General features: G+C 70.4%; 14 protein-coding genes. 10 read left to right on the plus strand and 4 right to left on the minus strand.

The features are described 5' to 3' along the window. Positions 1-338 precede the first annotated feature (338 nt). The 4 genes from AB0G16_RS07605 to AB0G16_RS07620 all read left to right on the plus strand — a co-directional run bounded on the left by AB0G16_RS07605 (position 339) and on the right by AB0G16_RS07620 (position 4,988). Positions 339-566 carry a DUF4244 domain-containing protein gene (locus AB0G16_RS07605; protein ID WP_362800235.1) on the plus strand — a complete coding sequence of 76 codons (228 nt, stop codon included), beginning with the start codon at positions 339-341 and terminating at the stop codon, positions 564-566. Next, entirely contained in the window at positions 563-952 is a 390-nt protein-coding gene (locus tag AB0G16_RS07610; protein WP_362800238.1) for a TadE family type IV pilus minor pilin, read from the plus strand. The genes AB0G16_RS07605 and AB0G16_RS07610 overlap by 4 nt, the downstream gene beginning before the upstream one ends. A 182-nt stretch (positions 953-1,134) precedes the next feature. Continuing rightward, the gene (locus AB0G16_RS07615; protein ID WP_362800241.1) at positions 1,135-1,530 is read left to right on the plus strand and encodes an Rv3654c family TadE-like protein; all 396 of its coding nucleotides are present in this window, start codon (positions 1,135-1,137) and stop codon (positions 1,528-1,530) included. Between the two features lie 782 nt (positions 1,531-2,312). After that, a complete protein-coding gene (locus AB0G16_RS07620) occupies positions 2,313-4,988 on the plus strand; it encodes a hypothetical protein (protein WP_362800244.1) in 2,676 nt (891 codons plus the stop codon). 166 nt (positions 4,989-5,154) lie between these two features. Here AB0G16_RS07620 and AB0G16_RS07625 read toward each other — a convergent pair whose 3' ends face one another. Then, positions 5,155-7,437, minus strand: coding sequence for a DEAD/DEAH box helicase (locus AB0G16_RS07625; RefSeq protein WP_362800851.1), 2,283 nt, complete (start codon positions 7,435-7,437; stop codon positions 5,155-5,157). Between the two features lie 253 nt (positions 7,438-7,690). On the opposite strand from AB0G16_RS07625, the gene AB0G16_RS07630 reads away from it, so the two are divergent. From AB0G16_RS07630 to AB0G16_RS07645, 4 genes are all read left to right on the plus strand, one after another. After that, positions 7,691-8,041, plus strand: coding sequence for an STAS domain-containing protein (locus AB0G16_RS07630; RefSeq protein ID WP_012887265.1), 351 nt, complete (start codon positions 7,691-7,693; stop codon positions 8,039-8,041). A 2-nt stretch (positions 8,042-8,043) separates the two neighbouring features. Then, a complete protein-coding gene (locus AB0G16_RS07635) occupies positions 8,044-8,490 on the plus strand; it encodes an ATP-binding protein (protein WP_362800247.1) in 447 nt (148 codons plus the stop codon). 425 nt (positions 8,491-8,915) lie between these two features. Further along, on the plus strand, positions 8,916-11,249 hold the full coding sequence (locus AB0G16_RS07640) for a sodium-translocating pyrophosphatase (RefSeq protein ID WP_362800250.1): 2,334 nt from the start codon (positions 8,916-8,918) through the stop codon (positions 11,247-11,249). A 220-nt stretch (positions 11,250-11,469) separates the two neighbouring features. After that, a complete protein-coding gene (locus tag AB0G16_RS07645) occupies positions 11,470-11,943 on the plus strand; it encodes a histidine phosphatase family protein (protein WP_362800253.1) in 474 nt (157 codons plus the stop codon). Positions 11,944-12,081: 138 nt separating this feature from the next. Here the strand turns inward: AB0G16_RS07645 and serB are convergent, their stop codons facing one another. The 3 genes from serB to AB0G16_RS07660 all read right to left on the minus strand — a co-directional run bounded on the left by serB (position 12,082) and on the right by AB0G16_RS07660 (position 15,577). Continuing rightward, positions 12,082-13,305 (minus strand): phosphoserine phosphatase SerB, encoded by a 1,224-nt coding sequence (gene serB / locus AB0G16_RS07650; RefSeq protein WP_362800256.1) that lies wholly within the window; start codon positions 13,303-13,305, stop codon positions 12,082-12,084. A 77-nt stretch (positions 13,306-13,382) separates the two neighbouring features. Next, the gene (locus AB0G16_RS07655; protein WP_362800259.1) at positions 13,383-14,174 is read right to left on the minus strand and encodes an IclR family transcriptional regulator; all 792 of its coding nucleotides are present in this window, start codon (positions 14,172-14,174) and stop codon (positions 13,383-13,385) included. A gap of 107 nt (positions 14,175-14,281) precedes the next feature. Then, on the minus strand, positions 14,282-15,577 hold the full coding sequence (locus tag AB0G16_RS07660; protein ID WP_362800262.1) for a hypothetical protein: 1,296 nt from the start codon (positions 15,575-15,577) through the stop codon (positions 14,282-14,284). A gap of 98 nt (positions 15,578-15,675) precedes the next feature. Here AB0G16_RS07660 and fdxA point away from each other — a divergent pair, with 98 nt between their 5' ends. Next, positions 15,676-15,993 (plus strand): ferredoxin, encoded by a 318-nt coding sequence (gene fdxA, locus AB0G16_RS07665; RefSeq protein ID WP_362800265.1) that lies wholly within the window; start codon positions 15,676-15,678, stop codon positions 15,991-15,993. Beyond that, entirely contained in the window at positions 15,990-17,024 is a 1,035-nt protein-coding gene (locus tag AB0G16_RS07670) for an NAD(P)/FAD-dependent oxidoreductase (protein ID WP_362800267.1), read from the plus strand. The genes fdxA and AB0G16_RS07670 overlap by 4 nt, the downstream gene beginning before the upstream one ends. Positions 17,025-17,026: the final 2 nt, after the last annotated feature.

Consider the following 17,026-nt stretch of genomic DNA (forward strand, 5'->3'; position numbering starts at 1 on the left):
CTGGGTCGCGCTGCCCTGGGTCGCGCTGCCCTGGGTCGCGCTGCCCTGGGTCGCGCTGCCCTGGGTCGCGCCGGCCTGGGTCGCGGCGGCCTGGTTCGCGCCGGCCTGCCCAGGCCTGGGTGTGGTCGGTCCCGAGTTGTCCAAGGCCGGCCTCGGACATCAGAGGCACAGGGGTGCCTTCACGATGGGTGAGGGTCCGATGGCCCGCCCGAGTGACCTCCCCCGCGCTTATCCACAGAACGCCGTTCTAGCCATCCGGCTCCTGGGCCGATGGAGAAACCTGGTCGGGCACCGGGCGCCGGGTCCGGACGGGAGCTTCAGGAGGAGCAATGGTTGGAATGAGCACCGGTCGGGTCCGAGGCGGCCGGTCACGGTGGCTGCGCGCACGATGGTCGCTGCTGGTCTCCGGTCATCACCGCGACCGCGGCATGTCCACCGCGGAGTACGCGGTCGGAACGATCGCCGCCTGCGCGTTCGCCGCGCTTCTCTTCAAGGTGGTGACAAGCTCCGACGTCCAGCAGATGATCACGACTCTGATCAACCGAGCGCTGACCGTCGCCGGATGAGCCTTCATGTGCCGCGGGTCTCCTCTCGCCGCCGGCGCTCCAGGGGGTCGGTGACGGCGGAGACGGCCGCGGTGCTTCCCGCCTTCATGGTCGTGCTGGGAGCCGGCCTGTGGGCCGTGGCGGCGGTCGAGGCGCAGTTGGAATGCGTGGATGCGGCCCGGTCCGGAGCTCGTGCCGCCTCACGCGGTGACCCGGTGGAGCAGATCCACCGCAGTGTGCTCTCGATGGCCCCGGCCGGTGCCCGGGTGGTGATCACTCGGGGTGCGGAGGTCACCCGGGTGGAGGTCACCGTCGACGTCAGACCTGACTGGGGCGCTCTCCTGCCGAGCGTTCCCGTTCACGCGGCCGCTGTCTCGGCCACCGAGCCAGGGATGCCGGAGCAGTAGACGCGACGGGATGCGGAGAGGCGAAACACGGCGAGGCGAAACACGGCGAGGCGAAACACGGCGAGGCGAAGGAACTCGATGAATCGTGAAGAGCTGAAGGTGCCCGACGGGTCGTGCGCCGGGTCTGATTCCGAAAGCACGAGTGAACGATCTCCACGGCAGGCCGGGAGCCGGAGGCGAGTGTGAGCGTCGATGAGACGGGCGTGATCCAGGAGGGGCGCGAGCGGGGATCGGCGACGATCTGGACGGTGGCTCTCATGGCGTTGGTCTTCGCCGTCGCGATGGCGATCGCAATCGCCGGTACGGCGCGTGTCGCGCGCCATCGTGCGCAGGGCGCCGCCGATCTGAGTGCGCTCGCCGCCGCCAGACTGGCATTCGCGAATCCCGATCAGAGTTGCGTGAGGGCCGGCTCTGTCGCCGCGGAGAACGGAACCGCCGTCACCCACTGTTCCGTGGCCGAGGACGGCATCGTGGAGATCGAGGTGAAGATGGAGATCGCACTGCCGTTGAAAGGCAGGGTGACGATGACCGCCAGATCGCGTGCCGGACCGGTTCATGTGACCGATCCCGGCAGGTGAAGGTGAGAGGTGAGGGTGTGCCGGTAAGTATGGGCCCGTTCAAGATCTGATTCCTCCCGGCCGAGCAGAGAGAAAGAAGGGAAAGGATCTCGAGCCTCATTCGGCACATGGGAAAGCGCAGGTGGAAGCCATTGCCGCTCAGATGTCACGCCGAATATGACAGCGGAACGAGACACGCTGACGTGACGGCGACGACCCCGGGGCGCGATCGGAACGGTCGTCGTCCAGAGCCGTCAATCCCCTGCCCGAGGGGATGCTTCCGCAGGTGAGAAGCGCCGGCTATGTTCCCGTGGACGAATCCGAAATGGATGATCACCCTTTGGCGGCCGAGATCACAACTGTGGGCACGGAAGAGCGGCACTCGGAGAAGGCGGGGCGGGGGAATGACGTTCGGAGAAGAGCGATGATGTTCGGTGAATGAGGTCGCAATCAAATCACGAACTCTTGGACACCGTGTCCAAGAGTTCTCGACCTCGCGTAAGGTTCCACTTACCTTTGATCCGTGCCCTTTCTGGCTGGTCTTAAGGGGGTGAACTGCGCGCCATCAGGCAGGTGGAACGACGGAGTGGCCTCTCGCTCGCGCCGACGGATGCCGACGGACTCGGAGAGCCGCCCCGGAGAGCCGCATCGTAGAACCGGACCGGAAAGCGTCCGTCCCGGGAAACGGTGCCGTTCGGCCACCGCCTGCCCTCGCGGACACCGGGCGAGGCCTTGTGCACCCGAGTGGCCGAGCGCGTGACTCCTGACCTGGTGGGGCGGGGCTCTCGATGAGGGGAGACATCGTGACGACGGTTCGCGGACGCATCGCCGTGGGGGTGATCGCGCCCATCGTGTTCGTGTTCGCGGTGTTCACCGCCGCGAGTCCCGCATGGGCGGTGGCACGGCTGGACGCTCCGTCCCGGGTGACCTCCAACCAGACGGTGACCCTCTCCGGCACGGTGGACCACCTGTTCGACGCGGTGCTCTTCATCGACGGCAGGCAGGTCGCGAAGGGGGATCGCGAGGTCTCCTATGCCTGGAGGCCCCGCGACCACCGTAACGGGAGCCACCGGATCAGGCTCGAGCAGAAGGGCAAGGTTCTGGGAGCCGAATGGCACCGGACGAGTCGGACGCTGGTGCAGGTCGCTTCCCCGGTGACACCAGGTGGGCCGGTCGTCCGGCTGCGGGGCAGGCAGGTGACCCTCACCTGGAGGAGGGGGCCGGAGCCCGACCTGCGGAGGTACGAGATCACGGCGAGCAGGACCGGCAGGATCGGTTCCGTAGGGGTGAAGAGCGCGTGTTCCGACAGCGTGTGCGGCGCGACCGTCACCGTTCCGGCGAATGCGGCCGGCCGCCGGATCGGGTTCGCGGTCAGGGCCCTGCGGAGTGACGGCGCCGGTGGCACCGTGGCCTCCGGCGACTCGGCCGCCACCTCGGTGACCGTCCCCCAGGCCGGGGCGACTGGGCACCGGAAGGCCGGGGCCCGACAGGGGGCGGGTGTTCGGAGCGGAAGAGGCGAGCAGGAGAGCGCTGATCGGAACAGCGTTCGGAGCGGGGATGAGAAGAGCGTCGGGAACAGGAACGATGACGAACGGGCGGGGGTCCGGGACCTCCCGCGACTGCCGGCAAAGGAACCGGTGACGACCGCGTCCGGATCTCATGAGCCGTCCGAGGCCCCGTTGACTTCGGCGACAAAGGACGACGCTGTCACCGTACCGACCGGCCGGGACATCGAGAAGGACGGTACGAAACAGGAAAGCGAAGAGGGCGTGACGGCCACCTCCGGTTCAGAAACGGATGGCACGACCGGGGCGGGTGATCTCGTCGTCGTCGACCGTACGGACGTCACGACCCGGTCGTCGGATTCGCCGTCCGGCGGGATGAGCCTGTACGGCCTCGTCATCGCCGGAGCCCTGATCCTGCTCGTCGCCGGGGCACACGGTGGTGCCTGGTTCCGCCGCAGGTCACTCATCATGGGAAGAGGGCCCGCCGGTCGGAACGACGTGGCGACGCGTTCTACCGGCGAGACGAACGACGTGACGGCGAGCTCCGACCTCAGGTCTCTCATGGGTGACGCATCCGACGGTGAGCACAGGGACGGTCGCTCCCGGGGCGTCGCGACCGACCAGGCCGCAGGAACGAGCGTGACGGGTCGCATCAGGGAGGCCGGCAGGGCCGTCATGGCGGGCGGGAACGGCCGGTTCAGGAGAGGTGCCGAGGCCACGACCGCTTCGGAGCGTCCGACGGTCGTCCTCGCGGTGGTCAAGACACGTTCGATCCTGAAAGGAGCGCCCTCCGCCTCCCGCGAGCCTGTTCACCTCATCTCGCCCGACCGGATCGGGTCTGACCAGCCCTCTCTCTGCCAACCTCTTTCCGACCCGCTTCCTTCCGACCCGCTCCCTTCATACTTGCCTCCCTTCGACCAGGCTCCCTTCGACCGGGCTTCCTCTGACCGGGCTTCCTCTGACCGGGCTCCCTTTTCCCCACCGTCTTCCTCCGACCGGTCTTCCCCCGCCTTGCCTTCTTCCGGCCCGCCTCGCTCTGATTCGGCTCTCTCTGATTCGGCCCCGCCTGGCCGGATCCCGTTCGGGCGGAGGGTGTTCGGTGCTCCGGTCCGGCCGATCGCGGTCCGCCCTGCTTCCCTCCGTCTGGCAGCGGTTCAAAGGCTGTCCTCCCCACCCGTTGAGACAGAGGGACACCAAGGGGCGAGGCGACAGACGAACGCGGAACAGCGGGAAAAAGGTGAACACAAGGCCGACGCGAAACAGCGCGGAGAGGGGGAACATCGGGAAGAGCCGGGGCGGCGAGCGGAGACGGAACCGCCTGGAAGGCGGCAGGCCGACCCTTCTCAGGCGCCCGTCCGATGGACGAGAGCCGAACGGGCGACGAGAACTGAACGGGCACAGGACGCACGGGCGGAGACGCGATACGCGAAGGCCGATCAAGCACGGGGTGAACGGATACAAAGGCCCTCGGTACGGGTCAGGGTGACACGGATCGGGATGACCCACGATGAGGCGATGCGGGTTGAGACGGTACGACCCGGGCGTGTGCAAGACGAGCGCGTGCAGGTCGAGGGCGTAGAGGCCAAGCCCGTAGAGGCTGAACGCGTAGACGTTGAGCCCGTAGACGTTGAGCGTGTGAAGGTTGAGCGCGTAGAGGTTCAGCGCGTGCGGGGCGGGTCGGTGTCCGGCGAGACGGTACGGACCCGGCGCGGGAAGGTCGTGCAGGAGAAAGGAGAGCGGTCGGGGAACCGGTCCTCGCCAGACGCCACGGCCTTTTCGCCGGGGACGAGCCCGGGAGCGGCTCCACCGCCGGTGACGAACGCGGCTGCCCCCTCACCGGTCCGCGTGGCCCACCGGTGGGACGACTACCTCCCGCCCGCGCCCCGTTCCATGGAGGACAGCGGATTCTGGGGACGTCCGCAACCGGGAGCGACCGACTTCTGGGGCGACGACCGCCACATCCGCGACGAGTGACGGCCGGCGCGGCGTCCGGGCCTCACCTCTGAACCGTCATGTCCGGGTTCCACATCAAGCCTCACGTAGGGGTCGTCATGTCCGGGTCCCACGTCCGGGCCTCGTCTTCAGGTCCCACGCCCGAGTCCTGCGTGCGGCCCGGACGCGCGGGTCCCACGCGCGGGTCTCACCGGACCGTCACGTCCGTGGCAGGCCCCGGGAGGGGTGGCGTGTCCTGGGAGAGCAGGACCGCCAGCAGGCGAAGGGCTCCGGCCTTGTCCAGGGGTTCGTTGCCGTTGCCGCACTTGGGCGACTGGATGCACGACGGGCAGCCGCGTTCGCACTCGCAGGAGGCGATGGCCTCGCGGGTGGCCGTCAGCCAGTCGCGGGCGCGGGCGTACCCGCGTTCGGCGAAGCCTGCGCCGCCCTCGTGGCCGTCGTAGACGAAGACGGTGAGCAGCCCGGTGTCGGCGTGGAGCTCGGTGGAGACGCCCCCGATGTCCCAGCGGTCGCAGGTCGCGAAGAGCGGCAGCAGGCCGATGGCCGCGTGTTCGGCCGCGTGCGCGGCTCCGCCGAGGTCCAGCCCCTCGGCGGCCAGCGCGGCGACCGCCGAGGTGGGCAGCGTCCACCAGACGGCCCGGGTCCGCAGCGTGCGCGGCGGCAGGTCGAGAGGCTCGTCGCCCATGAGCTCGCCGCTCTGCGCGCGGCGCTTGAGGTAGCCCACGACCTGGTTGGTGACCTCCACCGAGCCGAAGTGGAGCTCCCCGGGGCCGAGGGCGTGCGAGGCGAGGGACTCGATGATCGAGATGTCGGTGACGTCCCTGGCGAAGGTGGTGTACTCCGGTGCCCCGGCCTCGACGAGGGCGACCTCCGCCTCCAGGTCCAGCTCGACCACCAGGAACGTCTCTCCCCGGTGCACGTGGACGGCGCCGGTGTGCACGGACGTGTGGGCCGAGGCCTCGTCCACGGTGCCGAGCAGCCGTCCGGTGGACATCTCCACGACCTGGACGGGCGCGCCGCCCGCTCCCCGGATGTCGGCCAGGTCGGTGGCCCGTCCCCTGCTGGTCCAGAACCAGCCCGTGGCGCGTTCCCGCAGCAGCCCGTCGGCGACCAGGTCGGCGAGCACCTCCTTGGCGGCGGGGCCGAAGACGTCCAGGTCGTCGTGGGTCAGCGGGAGCTCGGCCGCGGCGGCGCACAGGTGGGGACCCAGCACGTACGGGTTGGCGGGGTCGAGCACGATCGTCTCCACGGGCCTGCCGAACAGGGCCTCTGGGTGGTGGACGAGATAGGTGTCCAGGGGGTCGTCCCTGGCGATCAGCACCGCGAGCGCGTCCTGCCCGTCGCGTCCGGCCCGGCCGGCCTGCTGCCAGAGCGACGCGCGGGTGCCCGGCCAGCCGGCGATGAGGACGGCGTCCAGGCCGGAGACGTCGACGCCGAGTTCCAGCGCGTTGGTCGTCGCCAGGCCGAGCAGCTCGCCCGAGCGCAGCGCCCTCTCCAGGGCCCTGCGGTCCTCGGCCAGGTATCCGGCGCGGTAGGCGTCCACCTTGCCGGGCAGGTCCGCGGGCGCGCCCGCGCCGACGACGAGGTCCTGGAGCCTGGCGCGGGTGGTGAGGGCCACGGACTCGGCGGCCCGGCGGGATCGGACGAAGGCGAGGGTGCGCACCTCGGAGGCGACGAGGTCGGCCAGCAGGTCGGCGCTCTCGGCGGTCGCGGGGCGGCGGATCGGGGCCCCGCCCTCGCCGCGCAGATCGGTCAGGGGCGGCTCCCACAGCGCGAAGGTCGTGGCACCCCGGGGTGAGGCGTCCGTGGTCACCGCGGCCATCTGAAGGCCCGTCAGGCGCATCGCGAAGACCTCGGGCTCACTGGCCGTGGCCGAGGAGAGCAGGAAGGTGGGACGGGAGCCGTGGCGCGCGCAGATCCGGCGCAGGCGGCGCAGGATCTGGGCGACGTGGGAGCCGAACACGCCCCGGTACCCGTGGCACTCGTCCACGACGACCATCCGGAGCCGCCGCCAGAAGGACGACCACTGCGAGTGACGGGGCAGCAGGCCGCGGTGGAGCATGTCCGGGTTGGTCAGGACGTAGTTGGCGTACCTGCGTGTCCAGGCCCGCTCCTCGAAGGGGGTGTCGCCGTCGTGCACGGCGGCGCGCAGTTCGGGCGGGTCGAGCTCGCGCAGCGAGCGGAGCTGGTCGGCCGCCAGCGCCTTGGTGGGTGACAGATACAGGACCGTGCCGCCCTCCAGCACCGCGGAGAGCGCCGGGACCAGGTACGACAGGGATTTCCCGGACGCCGTCCCTGTGGCGATGATCACGTTTTGGCCACGGTGGAGCAGCTCGGCCGCTTCGGCCTGATGGGGCCAGAGACCGGAAATACCGTGGTTCGCCCAGCGCGTAACGAGCCGTTGATCGACCCATTCCGGCCACCGGACATCACCCGCCTGACGTGCGGGAACGTGCTCCACATGGGTCACACGCTCGCGACGTGCGGGAACGTCGAGCAGGCGGCGGAGCGCGGCGCCCGCCCGGAGGGGCGAGGATGATGGCGGGGTCACTGGTTTCCAGTCTCACATCTGTGGGCAGAGTCGCCGGGAATCGTGATTTCGTATAGACACTGAGCGTACGCATGGTTGAATGCCGCGCGTCGGGGCTTGTCGCCCAGGGGTCATCCGGCCCCGGGAGGCAGGCTCGAATCGGTACTTTCGCAGGCAAGGCGCTGGAGGATCTGTGGATCTGAAGTTGGACCACCATTCCGAGGACCGTCTCACCATCGTTGAGGTCGAGGGTGAGATCGATGTCTACACCGCGCCCAGATTGCGTGAGCTCCTGATCGACCTGGTCAACAAGGGGAACTTTCACCTGCTCGTCAACATGGAGAAGGTCGACTTCCTTGACTCCACGGGCCTTGGTGTCCTGGTCGGCGGGCTCAAGCGAGTTAGGGCGCACGATGGCTCACTGGAGCTTGTCTGCACCCAGGAGCGCATCCTGAAGATTTTCCGGATCACCGGACTCACCAAGGTCTTCGGGATCTACGCCTCGGTGGAGGAGGCCAAGGAAGCTCACGGTCGAGACAAGTAGTCGTGGCTACCGTCGAGCTGACGTTCAGCGCTCTCCCCGCGCACGTGCGGACGGCGCGCCTGGTCGCCACGGCGATCGCCAGGCGTACCGGTGTGCAGGAGTCGTTGCTGGACGAGGTACGGCTCGCTGTCGGTGAGGCATGCTCGCGGGCCGTGGAGGCACACCGCCTCCACTGTCCGGGAGAGCCGATCCGTATCGAGCTACGCGATGACCTGGGGCGCTTCGAGGTGACCGTCACCGACTCCGCCCCCAGCGACGAACTGGAGCACGATCGCGCCCTCCTGGGGTTCGACGATCCGTTCGGGCAGCTTCCCGACGACCTGATGGCCGGTTTCGGCATCGCGGTCATCGCGGGGCTGGCCGACGACGTCCAGGTCTATCCGAGCCAGAAGGGCATGCGCATCCGCATGAGCTGGCCGGCGGCGACCAACGGGCTGTCTCCGGTCTGACAGACGACTTCGGCGGCCGGGCGTGTCCTTGTGGACACGCCCGGCCGTTCGTCTGTGCATCTCCGGTTTTCGGTCAGGAGGTAATCCCTGTATACGTTGGCCGAAATCAGGGGGAAACAGGGACGGGTGAGACGGGTGTGACAGCCGAAATGGCGTTATAAGCAGGCCGGTCGACGATTGATGCTGGACCCGTCGTCAATTGGCGGACCGCAGAGGCTTCATATCCGCGTCATCGCTGCGTAGACTCCCGGAACCGGCCAAGGTTTATCCTTCGGAGCGGCCCGCACGCGAGCCGTTCTCCGTGGGGGTCTGCAACTGGAAGCGGCACTGCCAACCACCCCGGATGTGCGCCGCTTCGCTCCTCTTCACCCCTATGGCTGCGCACTCCGGGCAGGACGTGTTCCCGTCTTGCCAAGGAGAGTCGGATGTCTGTGCTCCATCTCGCCGCTGTCGAAGAACCAGCGGTATCCCTCAGCGGTCACCACTTCACCATCGTCATCGTGGTGGCCGCGGTCGCCCTGCTCGCGCTCGCCGTCGCCGGCGCCCTGGTGCGGGAGGTGCTGGCCGCCGGCCAGGGCACCGAACGCATGCAGAACATCGCGCGGGCCGTACAGGAAGGCGCTTCCGCGTATTTGACGCGGCAGTTCCGGACGCTCGCCCTGTTCGTCATTCTGATCCCTTTCCTGCTGTTTCTCCTTCCGGCCGAGACGACCGGTGTGAGAATCGGCAGATCGGTTTTCTTCGTCGTGGGCGCGCTTTTCTCGGCGCTCACCGGATTCATCGGGATGTGGCTGGCGGTACGCGGTAATGTCCGCGTCGCCGCGGCCGCCCGTGAATCCGGTGAGAAGGTCGCCATGCGGATCGCGTTCCGCACCGGCGGTGTGGCCGGAATGATCACTGTCGGTCTCGGCCTCCTCGGTGCGGCCGTGGTGGTGATCTTCTACGAGGGGTACGCCCCGGCCGTGCTGGAGGGCTTCGGCTTCGGCGCCGCGCTCCTCGCCATGTTCATGAGGGTCGGCGGCGGTATCTTCACCAAGGCCGCCGACGTCGGCGCCGACCTGGTCGGCAAGGTCGAGCAGGGCATCCCCGAGGACGACCCGCGCAACGCCGCCACCATCGCCGACAACGTCGGCGACAACGTGGGCGACTGCGCCGGCATGGCCGCCGACCTGTTCGAGTCCTACGCGGTCATGCTGGTCGCCAGCCTGATCCTGGGCAGGGTGGCCTTCGGCGTCGAGGGCCTGGTGTTCCCCCTGATCGTGCCGATGATCGGTGTGATCACCGCGATCATCGGCATCTTCGTCACCGCCCCGCGCGCCGGTGACCGCAACGCGATGGCCGCGATCAACCGTGGCTTCTTCATCTCGGCGGCCATCTCGGCGATCCTGGTCGCCGTCGCGGCCTACCTCTACCTGCCCTCCACCTTCGCGGGCCTGACCGGGGAGAGCGAGACGGTCTCCGGGATCACCTCCGACCCGCGTCTGATCGCGATCGCGGCGGTGCTCATCGGCCTGGTGCTGGCGAGCGCCATCCAGATCCTCACCGGCTACTTCACCGAGACGAACCGCCGCCCGGTGCGGGACATCGGCGAGAGCTCCCGGACCGGCCCCGCCACGGTCATCCTGGCCGGCATCAGCGTCGGCCTGGAGTCGGCCGTCTACTCGGCGCTGATCATCGGAGCCGCCGTCTACGGCGCCTTCCTGCTCGGCTTCGGCAACGTCACCGTGGCGCTGTTCGCGGTGGCCCTCGCCGGCACCGGTCTGCTGACCACGGTCGGCGTGATCGTGTCCATGGACACCTTCGGGCCGGTCTCCGACAACGCCCAGGGCATCGCCGAGATGTCCGGCGACGTCGAGGGCGAGGGCGCCGCGGTCCTCACCTCCCTGGACGCGGTCGGCAACACGACCAAGGCCATCACCAAGGGCATCGCGATCGCCACCGCCGTGCTCGCCGCCACCGCGCTGTTCGGCGCGTTCCGTACGGCGGTGGAGACCCAGCTCGCCCTGGCGTCCGAGTCGGTCAAGACGGCGCTGGGCTCGTTCAGCGTGTTCAGCCTCAGCGTCGACTCCCCGAACGTGCTGGTCGGTCTGATCATCGGCGCCTCGGTGGTGTTCATGTTCTCCGGCCTGGCGATCACGGCGGTCGGCCGCGCGGCCGGCCGGGTGGTCTTCGAGGTGCGCGAGCAGTTCCGCACCCGGCCGGGGATCATGGCCGGGACCGAGCTGCCCGACTACGGCAGGGTGGTGGACATCTGCACCCGCGACTCGCTGCGGGAGCTGGCCACGCCCGGCCTGCTGGCCGTGCTGACCCCGATCGCCGTCGGCTTCGCCCTGGGGTACGCGCCGCTCGGGGCGTTCCTGGCCGGTGCCATCGCGTGCGGCACGCTCATGGCGGTCTTCCTGGCCAACTCCGGCGGTGCCTGGGACAACGCCAAGAAGCTGGTCGAGGACGGCCACCACGGAGGCAAGGGCTCCCCGGCGCACGAGGCCACCATCATCGGTGACACCGTCGGCGACCCGTTCAAGGACACCGCCGGTCCGGCGATCAACCCGCTGCTGAAGGTGATGAACCTGGTGGCGCTGCTGATCGCTCCGGCCGTGGTGACCTACGCCGACAACACGGTGCTGCGCGTCGCCGTCACGCTGCTGGCGGTCGGCATCGTCGTCGGCGCGGTCGTCGTCTCCAAGCGCCGGTCGTCGAGCATCGCCCCGACGGAGGAGAACAACACCGACCGCAAGCCCGAGCCGGTCTCCGGCTGAGCCACGTCCGCGCGGAACCGGCCCGGTCCCCGGCCCGGTCGTCCCGTCGAAGAAGGGGTACGCGAGCCACGCGTACCCCTTCCGCGTGTGCGGACCCCCTCGATGGGAAACTGGCCGCTATGGAAGAGCAGCCCTCCGGCGGCAAGTCACTCGTTCTCATCCTGCTGGCGATGGCCGCGGTGTTCGCGGTCATCGTGGGTCTCGCCGTCTGGGCGTCGAGATGACGGCCCGCAGGCTCGTCGTCCTGCGTCACGCCAAGGCGGCCCACCCCGCCGGCGTCGTCGACTGGGAGCGCCCCCTGACCGAGAGCGGCGAGCGCGACGCCCGCAGGGCCGGCGCGACCCTGACCGAGCTCGGCCTGCGACCGGACCTGGTTCTCTGCTCGCCGTCGTCGCGGACCCGGCGGACCGCGGCGCTGGCCCTCCCGGACGCGGACGTGTCGTTCGAGCCGGCCGTCTACGAGGCCTACGCCGACGAGTTGCTGGCGCTCCTGCGGCGGAGCGGGGCCGAGGCGCGCACCCTGGCCCTGGTCGGTCACAATCCGGGCGTGCAGGAGCTGGTCGGGATGCTGGACCCGGAGGACGGCGCCGCCGGTTTCCCCCCCGGCGCCTTCGCCGTCGTCGAGACCGACGACGAGTGGGCCGGGCTCGGCACCGGCCGTGTGATCACCCGTTGGAGTCCCAAGGAGGACTGAGGGGCGCGGGCAGGGCCCGGCCGCGGTGCCGGGACCGGCGGGTGCGGGCGCCGTCCCCGGCGCCGTCCCTGAGCCTTCCGGGCGGTGGTGACGCCGTCCTCGGCGTCGGCGCTCGGCGGCGGGACGCCTTTCTCGGCGTCAGCGTTCGGCGGTGGGGACGCCGTCCTCGGCGTCGGCGTCCTCCACCTCGGCGCGGGGGATGCCCAGCAGGTAGAGGATCGAATCGAGGTAGGGGACGTTGACCGCGGTGTCGGCGGCGCGGCGGACCACGGGTTTGGCGTTGAACGCGATGCCCAGCCCGGCGGCGGCGATCATGTCCAGGTCGTTGGCGCCGTCGCCGATGGCCACGGTCTGGCTGATCGGGATGCCCGCCTGCCTGGCGAAACGCTCCAGGGCCCGCGCCTTGCCCGGCCGGTCCACGATGTCGCCGACGACCTTCCCGGTGAGCACGCCGTCGACGACCTCCAGGGTGTTGGCCGCGGAGTAGTCGATGCCGAGGTCGTCCACCAGGGCGTCGGTGAGCTGCGTGAACCCACCGCTGACGATCGCGAAGCGGTAGTCGAGCCGCTTGAGGGTCCGCACCAGCGTGCGGGCGCCGGGGGTCAGCACGAGTTCCTTGCGCACCTTCTCGAAGACCTCCTCCGAAAGGCCCTCCAGCAGCGCGACCCGGCGGCGCAGCGACTCGGCGAAGTCGAGCTCGCCGCGCATCGCCTCCTCGGTGACCCGGGCGACCTCCTCCAGGCAGCCGGCGTGCGCCGCGAGCAGCTCGATCACCTCGGCCTTGATGAGCGTCGAGTCGACGTCCATCACGATCAGCCGCTTGGCCCTGCGGTACAGGCCGGTGCGCTGCACGGCCACGTCGACCTGCTGGGTGTGCGCCTCGACGGCGAGCTCGGCCCGCAGGGTGTCGGGGTCGGCGCCGGAGACGGAGAGCTCGATGCAGGTGACCGGGTAGCTGGACAGCCGCTCGATGCGGTCGATGTTGGCGCCGGCGGCGGCGATCCGCCCCGCGATGCCCGCCATGGCGGCGGGCTGGAGGGGCGAGCCGAGCACGGTGACGGTGAGCTGTCCCCTGCGCCGCTTCTCCTTGGGGTCGGAGCCGGTGGACAGCTCCACGTGCAGGCCGAGGTCCTCGGCGGTCCGCTCGACGGCGGTCCAGAGGGCGCCCAGCGTGCCACCGGTGCCGGTCGGCGGGACGCCCGCGTAGGAGACGAGGACGCCGAGGGTGAGCCGGCCGCGGATGACGACCTGCTCCACATCGGCGACGACGACGGGGAAGCCCGCCAGGACCGAGAAGAGGCGTGAGGTCACGCCGGGTCGGTCGGGGCCGGTCAACGTGATCAGAAGCGTGCGCTGGTTCATTGGTTCCTACGCTACTTGGCTCCGAATCGGGCCGTGAATGTGGTTCACCATCCGGACGCCCGCCCCTCGCCGGGCGGTCACCCCTCCGGAGGCGTCCGTTCCCGGCCCAGCTCCGCGGTCACCTCGGCGGCGGTCCGCTTGAGGGCCTCGGCGAGCGGGGAGTGGGTGCCGGCGGGCACCGAGGAGGTGGTGCCGACGATCGCCATGGCGGCCAGCAGGACCGAGCCGCGGAAGACCGGGGAGGCGATGCTGCGCACGCCGTTGACGGACGGGGTGTTGGCCGAGATGTCGTCCTGGCGGATCTTCACCAGTTCCTGGCGGAGCTCCGGGGAGGCGTCGAGCTGCTCCTGGAGGCCGGGCACCTCGTCGGGGGGCAGGAACGCGCAGAACACGCGGCCCTGGGCCGACTCGGTCCGCGACAGGCGCGAGCCCATCCGCACGCTGACCCTTATGGTGCGGTCGGTGTTGTCGTCGACGCGGACCACCACGGCGGTGTCGCCGTCCCAGACGCTCAGGACCACGGTCTCGTCGATCTCCCTGACCAGCCGCTGCATGTACGGGCCCGCGATGCCGATCACCGGCATGCCGACGCGGGCGGCGGCCGAGAGGGTCAGGATCTGGGGGCCCAGGGAGTACAGCGCCTCACGCTCGTCGTAGCGGAGCAGGTTGCTCTCCCGCAGGGCCTTGGTGTATCGATGTGCGGTGGCCTTGCTGGTGCCCAGGCTCGCGGTGAGCTGGTTGAGGGTCAGGTGCGGCCGGCTCACCGTGAACGCGCTGAGGATCATCGCGGCCCGCTGGACGGTCTGGATCGCCGGGATTCTGGTCTCGCCCGCGGTTCCCTGCCGGCCAGGCGCGCTGTCGTCACCCATGTCGTTCCTTCGAGTCAGGTCTGCAGGCCCGGCGCCGGGCGAACATTTTGCATTGCGAGACAGCATCCTGTCATCCAGAACACCTAATGTCGATGCCCCGGCAGTCCTCACATGCCGGGAGCGCCGAGCGCGTGCCTGAGGGCGATCCCGGCGTACAGGCGGGCGAAACGCGCCAGCACCCGCGGGTCGAAGACGTCCCGTCGCGGATCGGCCGGGTCGGGCGCGGCGGCCGGGCCCACCCGGGCGGTCGGGATCCCGTGACCGCGCAGCACCACGCCGTCCGTCGAGCCCTTCCAGCCTGAGATCTCCCGCGGGGGCTCGCCGTGCTCGTCCTGCCAGGCGGTCACCGCGTGGCGGATCACCGGGGCGTCCGGGGCGGTGCTCCCGGCCGGGTGGGCCGTCCACGCGTCCACGCTCACCCGGTGGCCGTCCAGTGGCCCGTGCTCGACCCCGGCCCGCAGCCGGGCCAGCACGGTGCGGGCGATCTCGTCGGGATCGTCGCCCGGGACGGTGGTCAGGTAGAGGTGCAGCTCCATCCGGCCCGGCAGCAGGTCCGGCTTCTCCGGCAGGCCGCCCCGGACCGCGCCGATGCCCGCCTCGGCGGCGAACTGGCGTCCCGGGACGGCCCTGGCCGCGAGGTGCTCGGCGCGCCAGGACTCCAGGATCTCGACGACGGTCCCCAGGCCCGCCAGGAGCCCGCCGTCGGCCCCCCTGGCCAGCACCGGCCGGTAGGCGTCGCCCAGCCGTACCCGGAGGAAGATCGCGCCGGGCTCCTCGTGCAGGACGCCGGGCGGGCCGCACTTGGCGACCACGGCGGCCGCGGGCAGCGGGTGCGACCGGAGGTACTCCTCGATGCCCGTCGGCCGCGCCAGGTGGGGCTCCCGCGCGTGCGCGAAGGGCGAGGAGTGCGTACCGGCCGAGGCCAGGAGCAGGCAGAGACGGTGCGGCAGGCCCTCGCGCCGCAGGGCCGCCGCGGCGGCCGCGTACCCCACCAGCGCCGCGGCGGCCGGCGCCCGGGCGACGCCGAGACCGAACCCGGACAGCAGGCCGGTGGCCGGGTCGAGGGCGAGCGGGGCGACCGGCCCGTCCAGCCCGGTCGCCCACCGGTCGTGCCCGGCGTCGCCGGAGAGCGAGGTGTCCAGGTGGGAGTAGACGAGCAGCTCGGGCCCGGATCCGCCGGCGGTGGAGGTGAGGTTCGTCCCCTCGGGGCCGACCGCCTCCATGTTCCAGGGGAGCCGGGGCCAGCGGTCCCGCGCCCACGCCGCCAGCCGGGCCGCGGTCGCGCGCTCGGAGCCTCGCGGGCTGGGACCCGCGGACATCACCTGGATCGCCTCGACGATCGTCTCACTGGAGATCGCCGAGGCGGTGACCTCCCGCAGGCGTCGCAGGACATCGCTCGTCATGGCTCCATGTTAACTCTATGCAAGACGGCATCTCGCATATTGACAATGCGCGTGACAGGCTCCTACTGTTCCCCCACGTTGACGACGAGGGAGGACTGATGGTCTACGTCGTGACAGACGCGTGTGTGGACGTGCAGGACAGGTCGTGTGTCGAGGAGTGCCCGGTCGACTGCATCTACGAGGGCGACCGGATGATGTACATCCAGCCCGACGAGTGCGTCGACTGCGGCCGGTGCGAGCCGGTCTGCCCGGTGACGTCCATCTTCCACGAGGACGATCTCCCGCCGGAGGCGGCCAGGTTCGCCGGCATCAACGCCGAGTTCTTCGCCGACCTGGGTTCGCCCGGAGGCGCCAGGAAGGTGGGCCGCGTCGGGAGCGACCATCCCGCCGCGGTACCGCCCGGCGGCGGATCATGACGGCGTACGACGTCGATCTGGTGATCGTCGGCGCGGGCCCGTCGGGCCTGTACGGCGCCTACTACGCGGGCTTCCGCGGCATGTCCGTGGCCGTGATCGACTCGCTGCCCGAGCCCGGCGGGCAGATCTCGGCGCTGTACCCGGAGAAGGAGATCTTCGACGTCGCCGGATTCCCCGCGGTCAAGGGCCAGCGCCTGGTGGACGAGCTGGTGGCCCAGGCCGCGCAGGCGAACCCGGTCCTGCTGCTCGGGGAGGGCGCCGTCGAACTCCGGCACCACGAGGACTCCGTGGAGGTCGTCACCGACGCCGGCACCGTGGTGCGGGCCAAGGCCATGCTGCTCACCGGCGGCATCGGCACCTTCACCCCGCGCGAGCTGCCGGTGGGCGAGGACTACCTGGGCCGGGGACTGCGCTACTTCGTCCGCAGGCTCGACGAGGCGGCCGGTCACGACGTGGTGGTGGTCGGCGGCGGCGACTCCGCGGTGGACTGGGCCCTGGCCCTGGAACCGCTGGCACGCTCGGTGACGCTCGTGCACCGCAGGCCCGCCTTCCGGGCGCACGAGCGCAGCGTCGCCACGCTGCGCTCGTCGTCGGTGCGGGTGCTGACGCCGTACGAGGTCGCGGGGATCGGCGGCGAGCATCTGGTCGACGAGGTCGTCGTGGAAAGGGTCGGTGCCACGAGCAGGGTCGGCGTCGCGGACGGGGCCGGCGAGGGGGAGCGGGAGGACGACCGGGACGACCGCCTCACCCTGCCCGCCCAGACGGTGGTCGCGGCGCTCGGCTTCATCGCCGATCTCGGGCCGGTCCAGAAGTGGGGGCTGGAGCTGCGCAGGAGGCACGTGCTGGTCGACCGGTCGATGCGGACGAACCTGCCCCGGGTGTTCGCCGCCGGGGACATCAGCGACTACGACGGCAAGGTCAGGCTGATCTCCGTCGGGTTCGGCGAGGCGGCCGCCGCGGTCAACAATCTCGCGCCACTGGTGAATCCCGCCCTCGGTACCGCGCCGGGCCATTCTTCCGATGCGGCCTGAGT

This window comes from Streptosporangium sp. NPDC023615 (genome assembly GCF_040640155.1).
GTDB lineage: Bacteria > Actinomycetota > Actinomycetes > Streptosporangiales > Streptosporangiaceae > Streptosporangium.

Coding starts and splice junctions, on each gene's coding strand:
- AB0G16_RS07605 (WP_362800235.1), top strand. CDS start 339: ATGAGCACCGGTCGGGTCCGAGGCGGCCGGTCACGGTGGCTGCGCGCA.
- AB0G16_RS07610 (WP_362800238.1), top strand. CDS start 563: ATGAGCCTTCATGTGCCGCGGGTCTCCTCTCGCCGCCGGCGCTCCAGG.
- AB0G16_RS07640 (WP_362800250.1), top strand. CDS start 8,916: ATGTCTGTGCTCCATCTCGCCGCTGTCGAAGAACCAGCGGTATCCCTC.
- AB0G16_RS07645 (WP_362800253.1), top strand. CDS start 11,470: ATGACGGCCCGCAGGCTCGTCGTCCTGCGTCACGCCAAGGCGGCCCAC.
- serB (WP_362800256.1), bottom strand. CDS start 13,305: ATGAACCAGCGCACGCTTCTGATCACGTTGACCGGCCCCGACCGACCC.
- AB0G16_RS07655 (WP_362800259.1), bottom strand. CDS start 14,174: ATGGGTGACGACAGCGCGCCTGGCCGGCAGGGAACCGCGGGCGAGACC.
- AB0G16_RS07660 (WP_362800262.1), bottom strand. CDS start 15,577: ATGACGAGCGATGTCCTGCGACGCCTGCGGGAGGTCACCGCCTCGGCG.
- fdxA (WP_362800265.1), top strand. CDS start 15,676: ATGGTCTACGTCGTGACAGACGCGTGTGTGGACGTGCAGGACAGGTCG.
- AB0G16_RS07670 (WP_362800267.1), top strand. CDS start 15,990: ATGACGGCGTACGACGTCGATCTGGTGATCGTCGGCGCGGGCCCGTCG.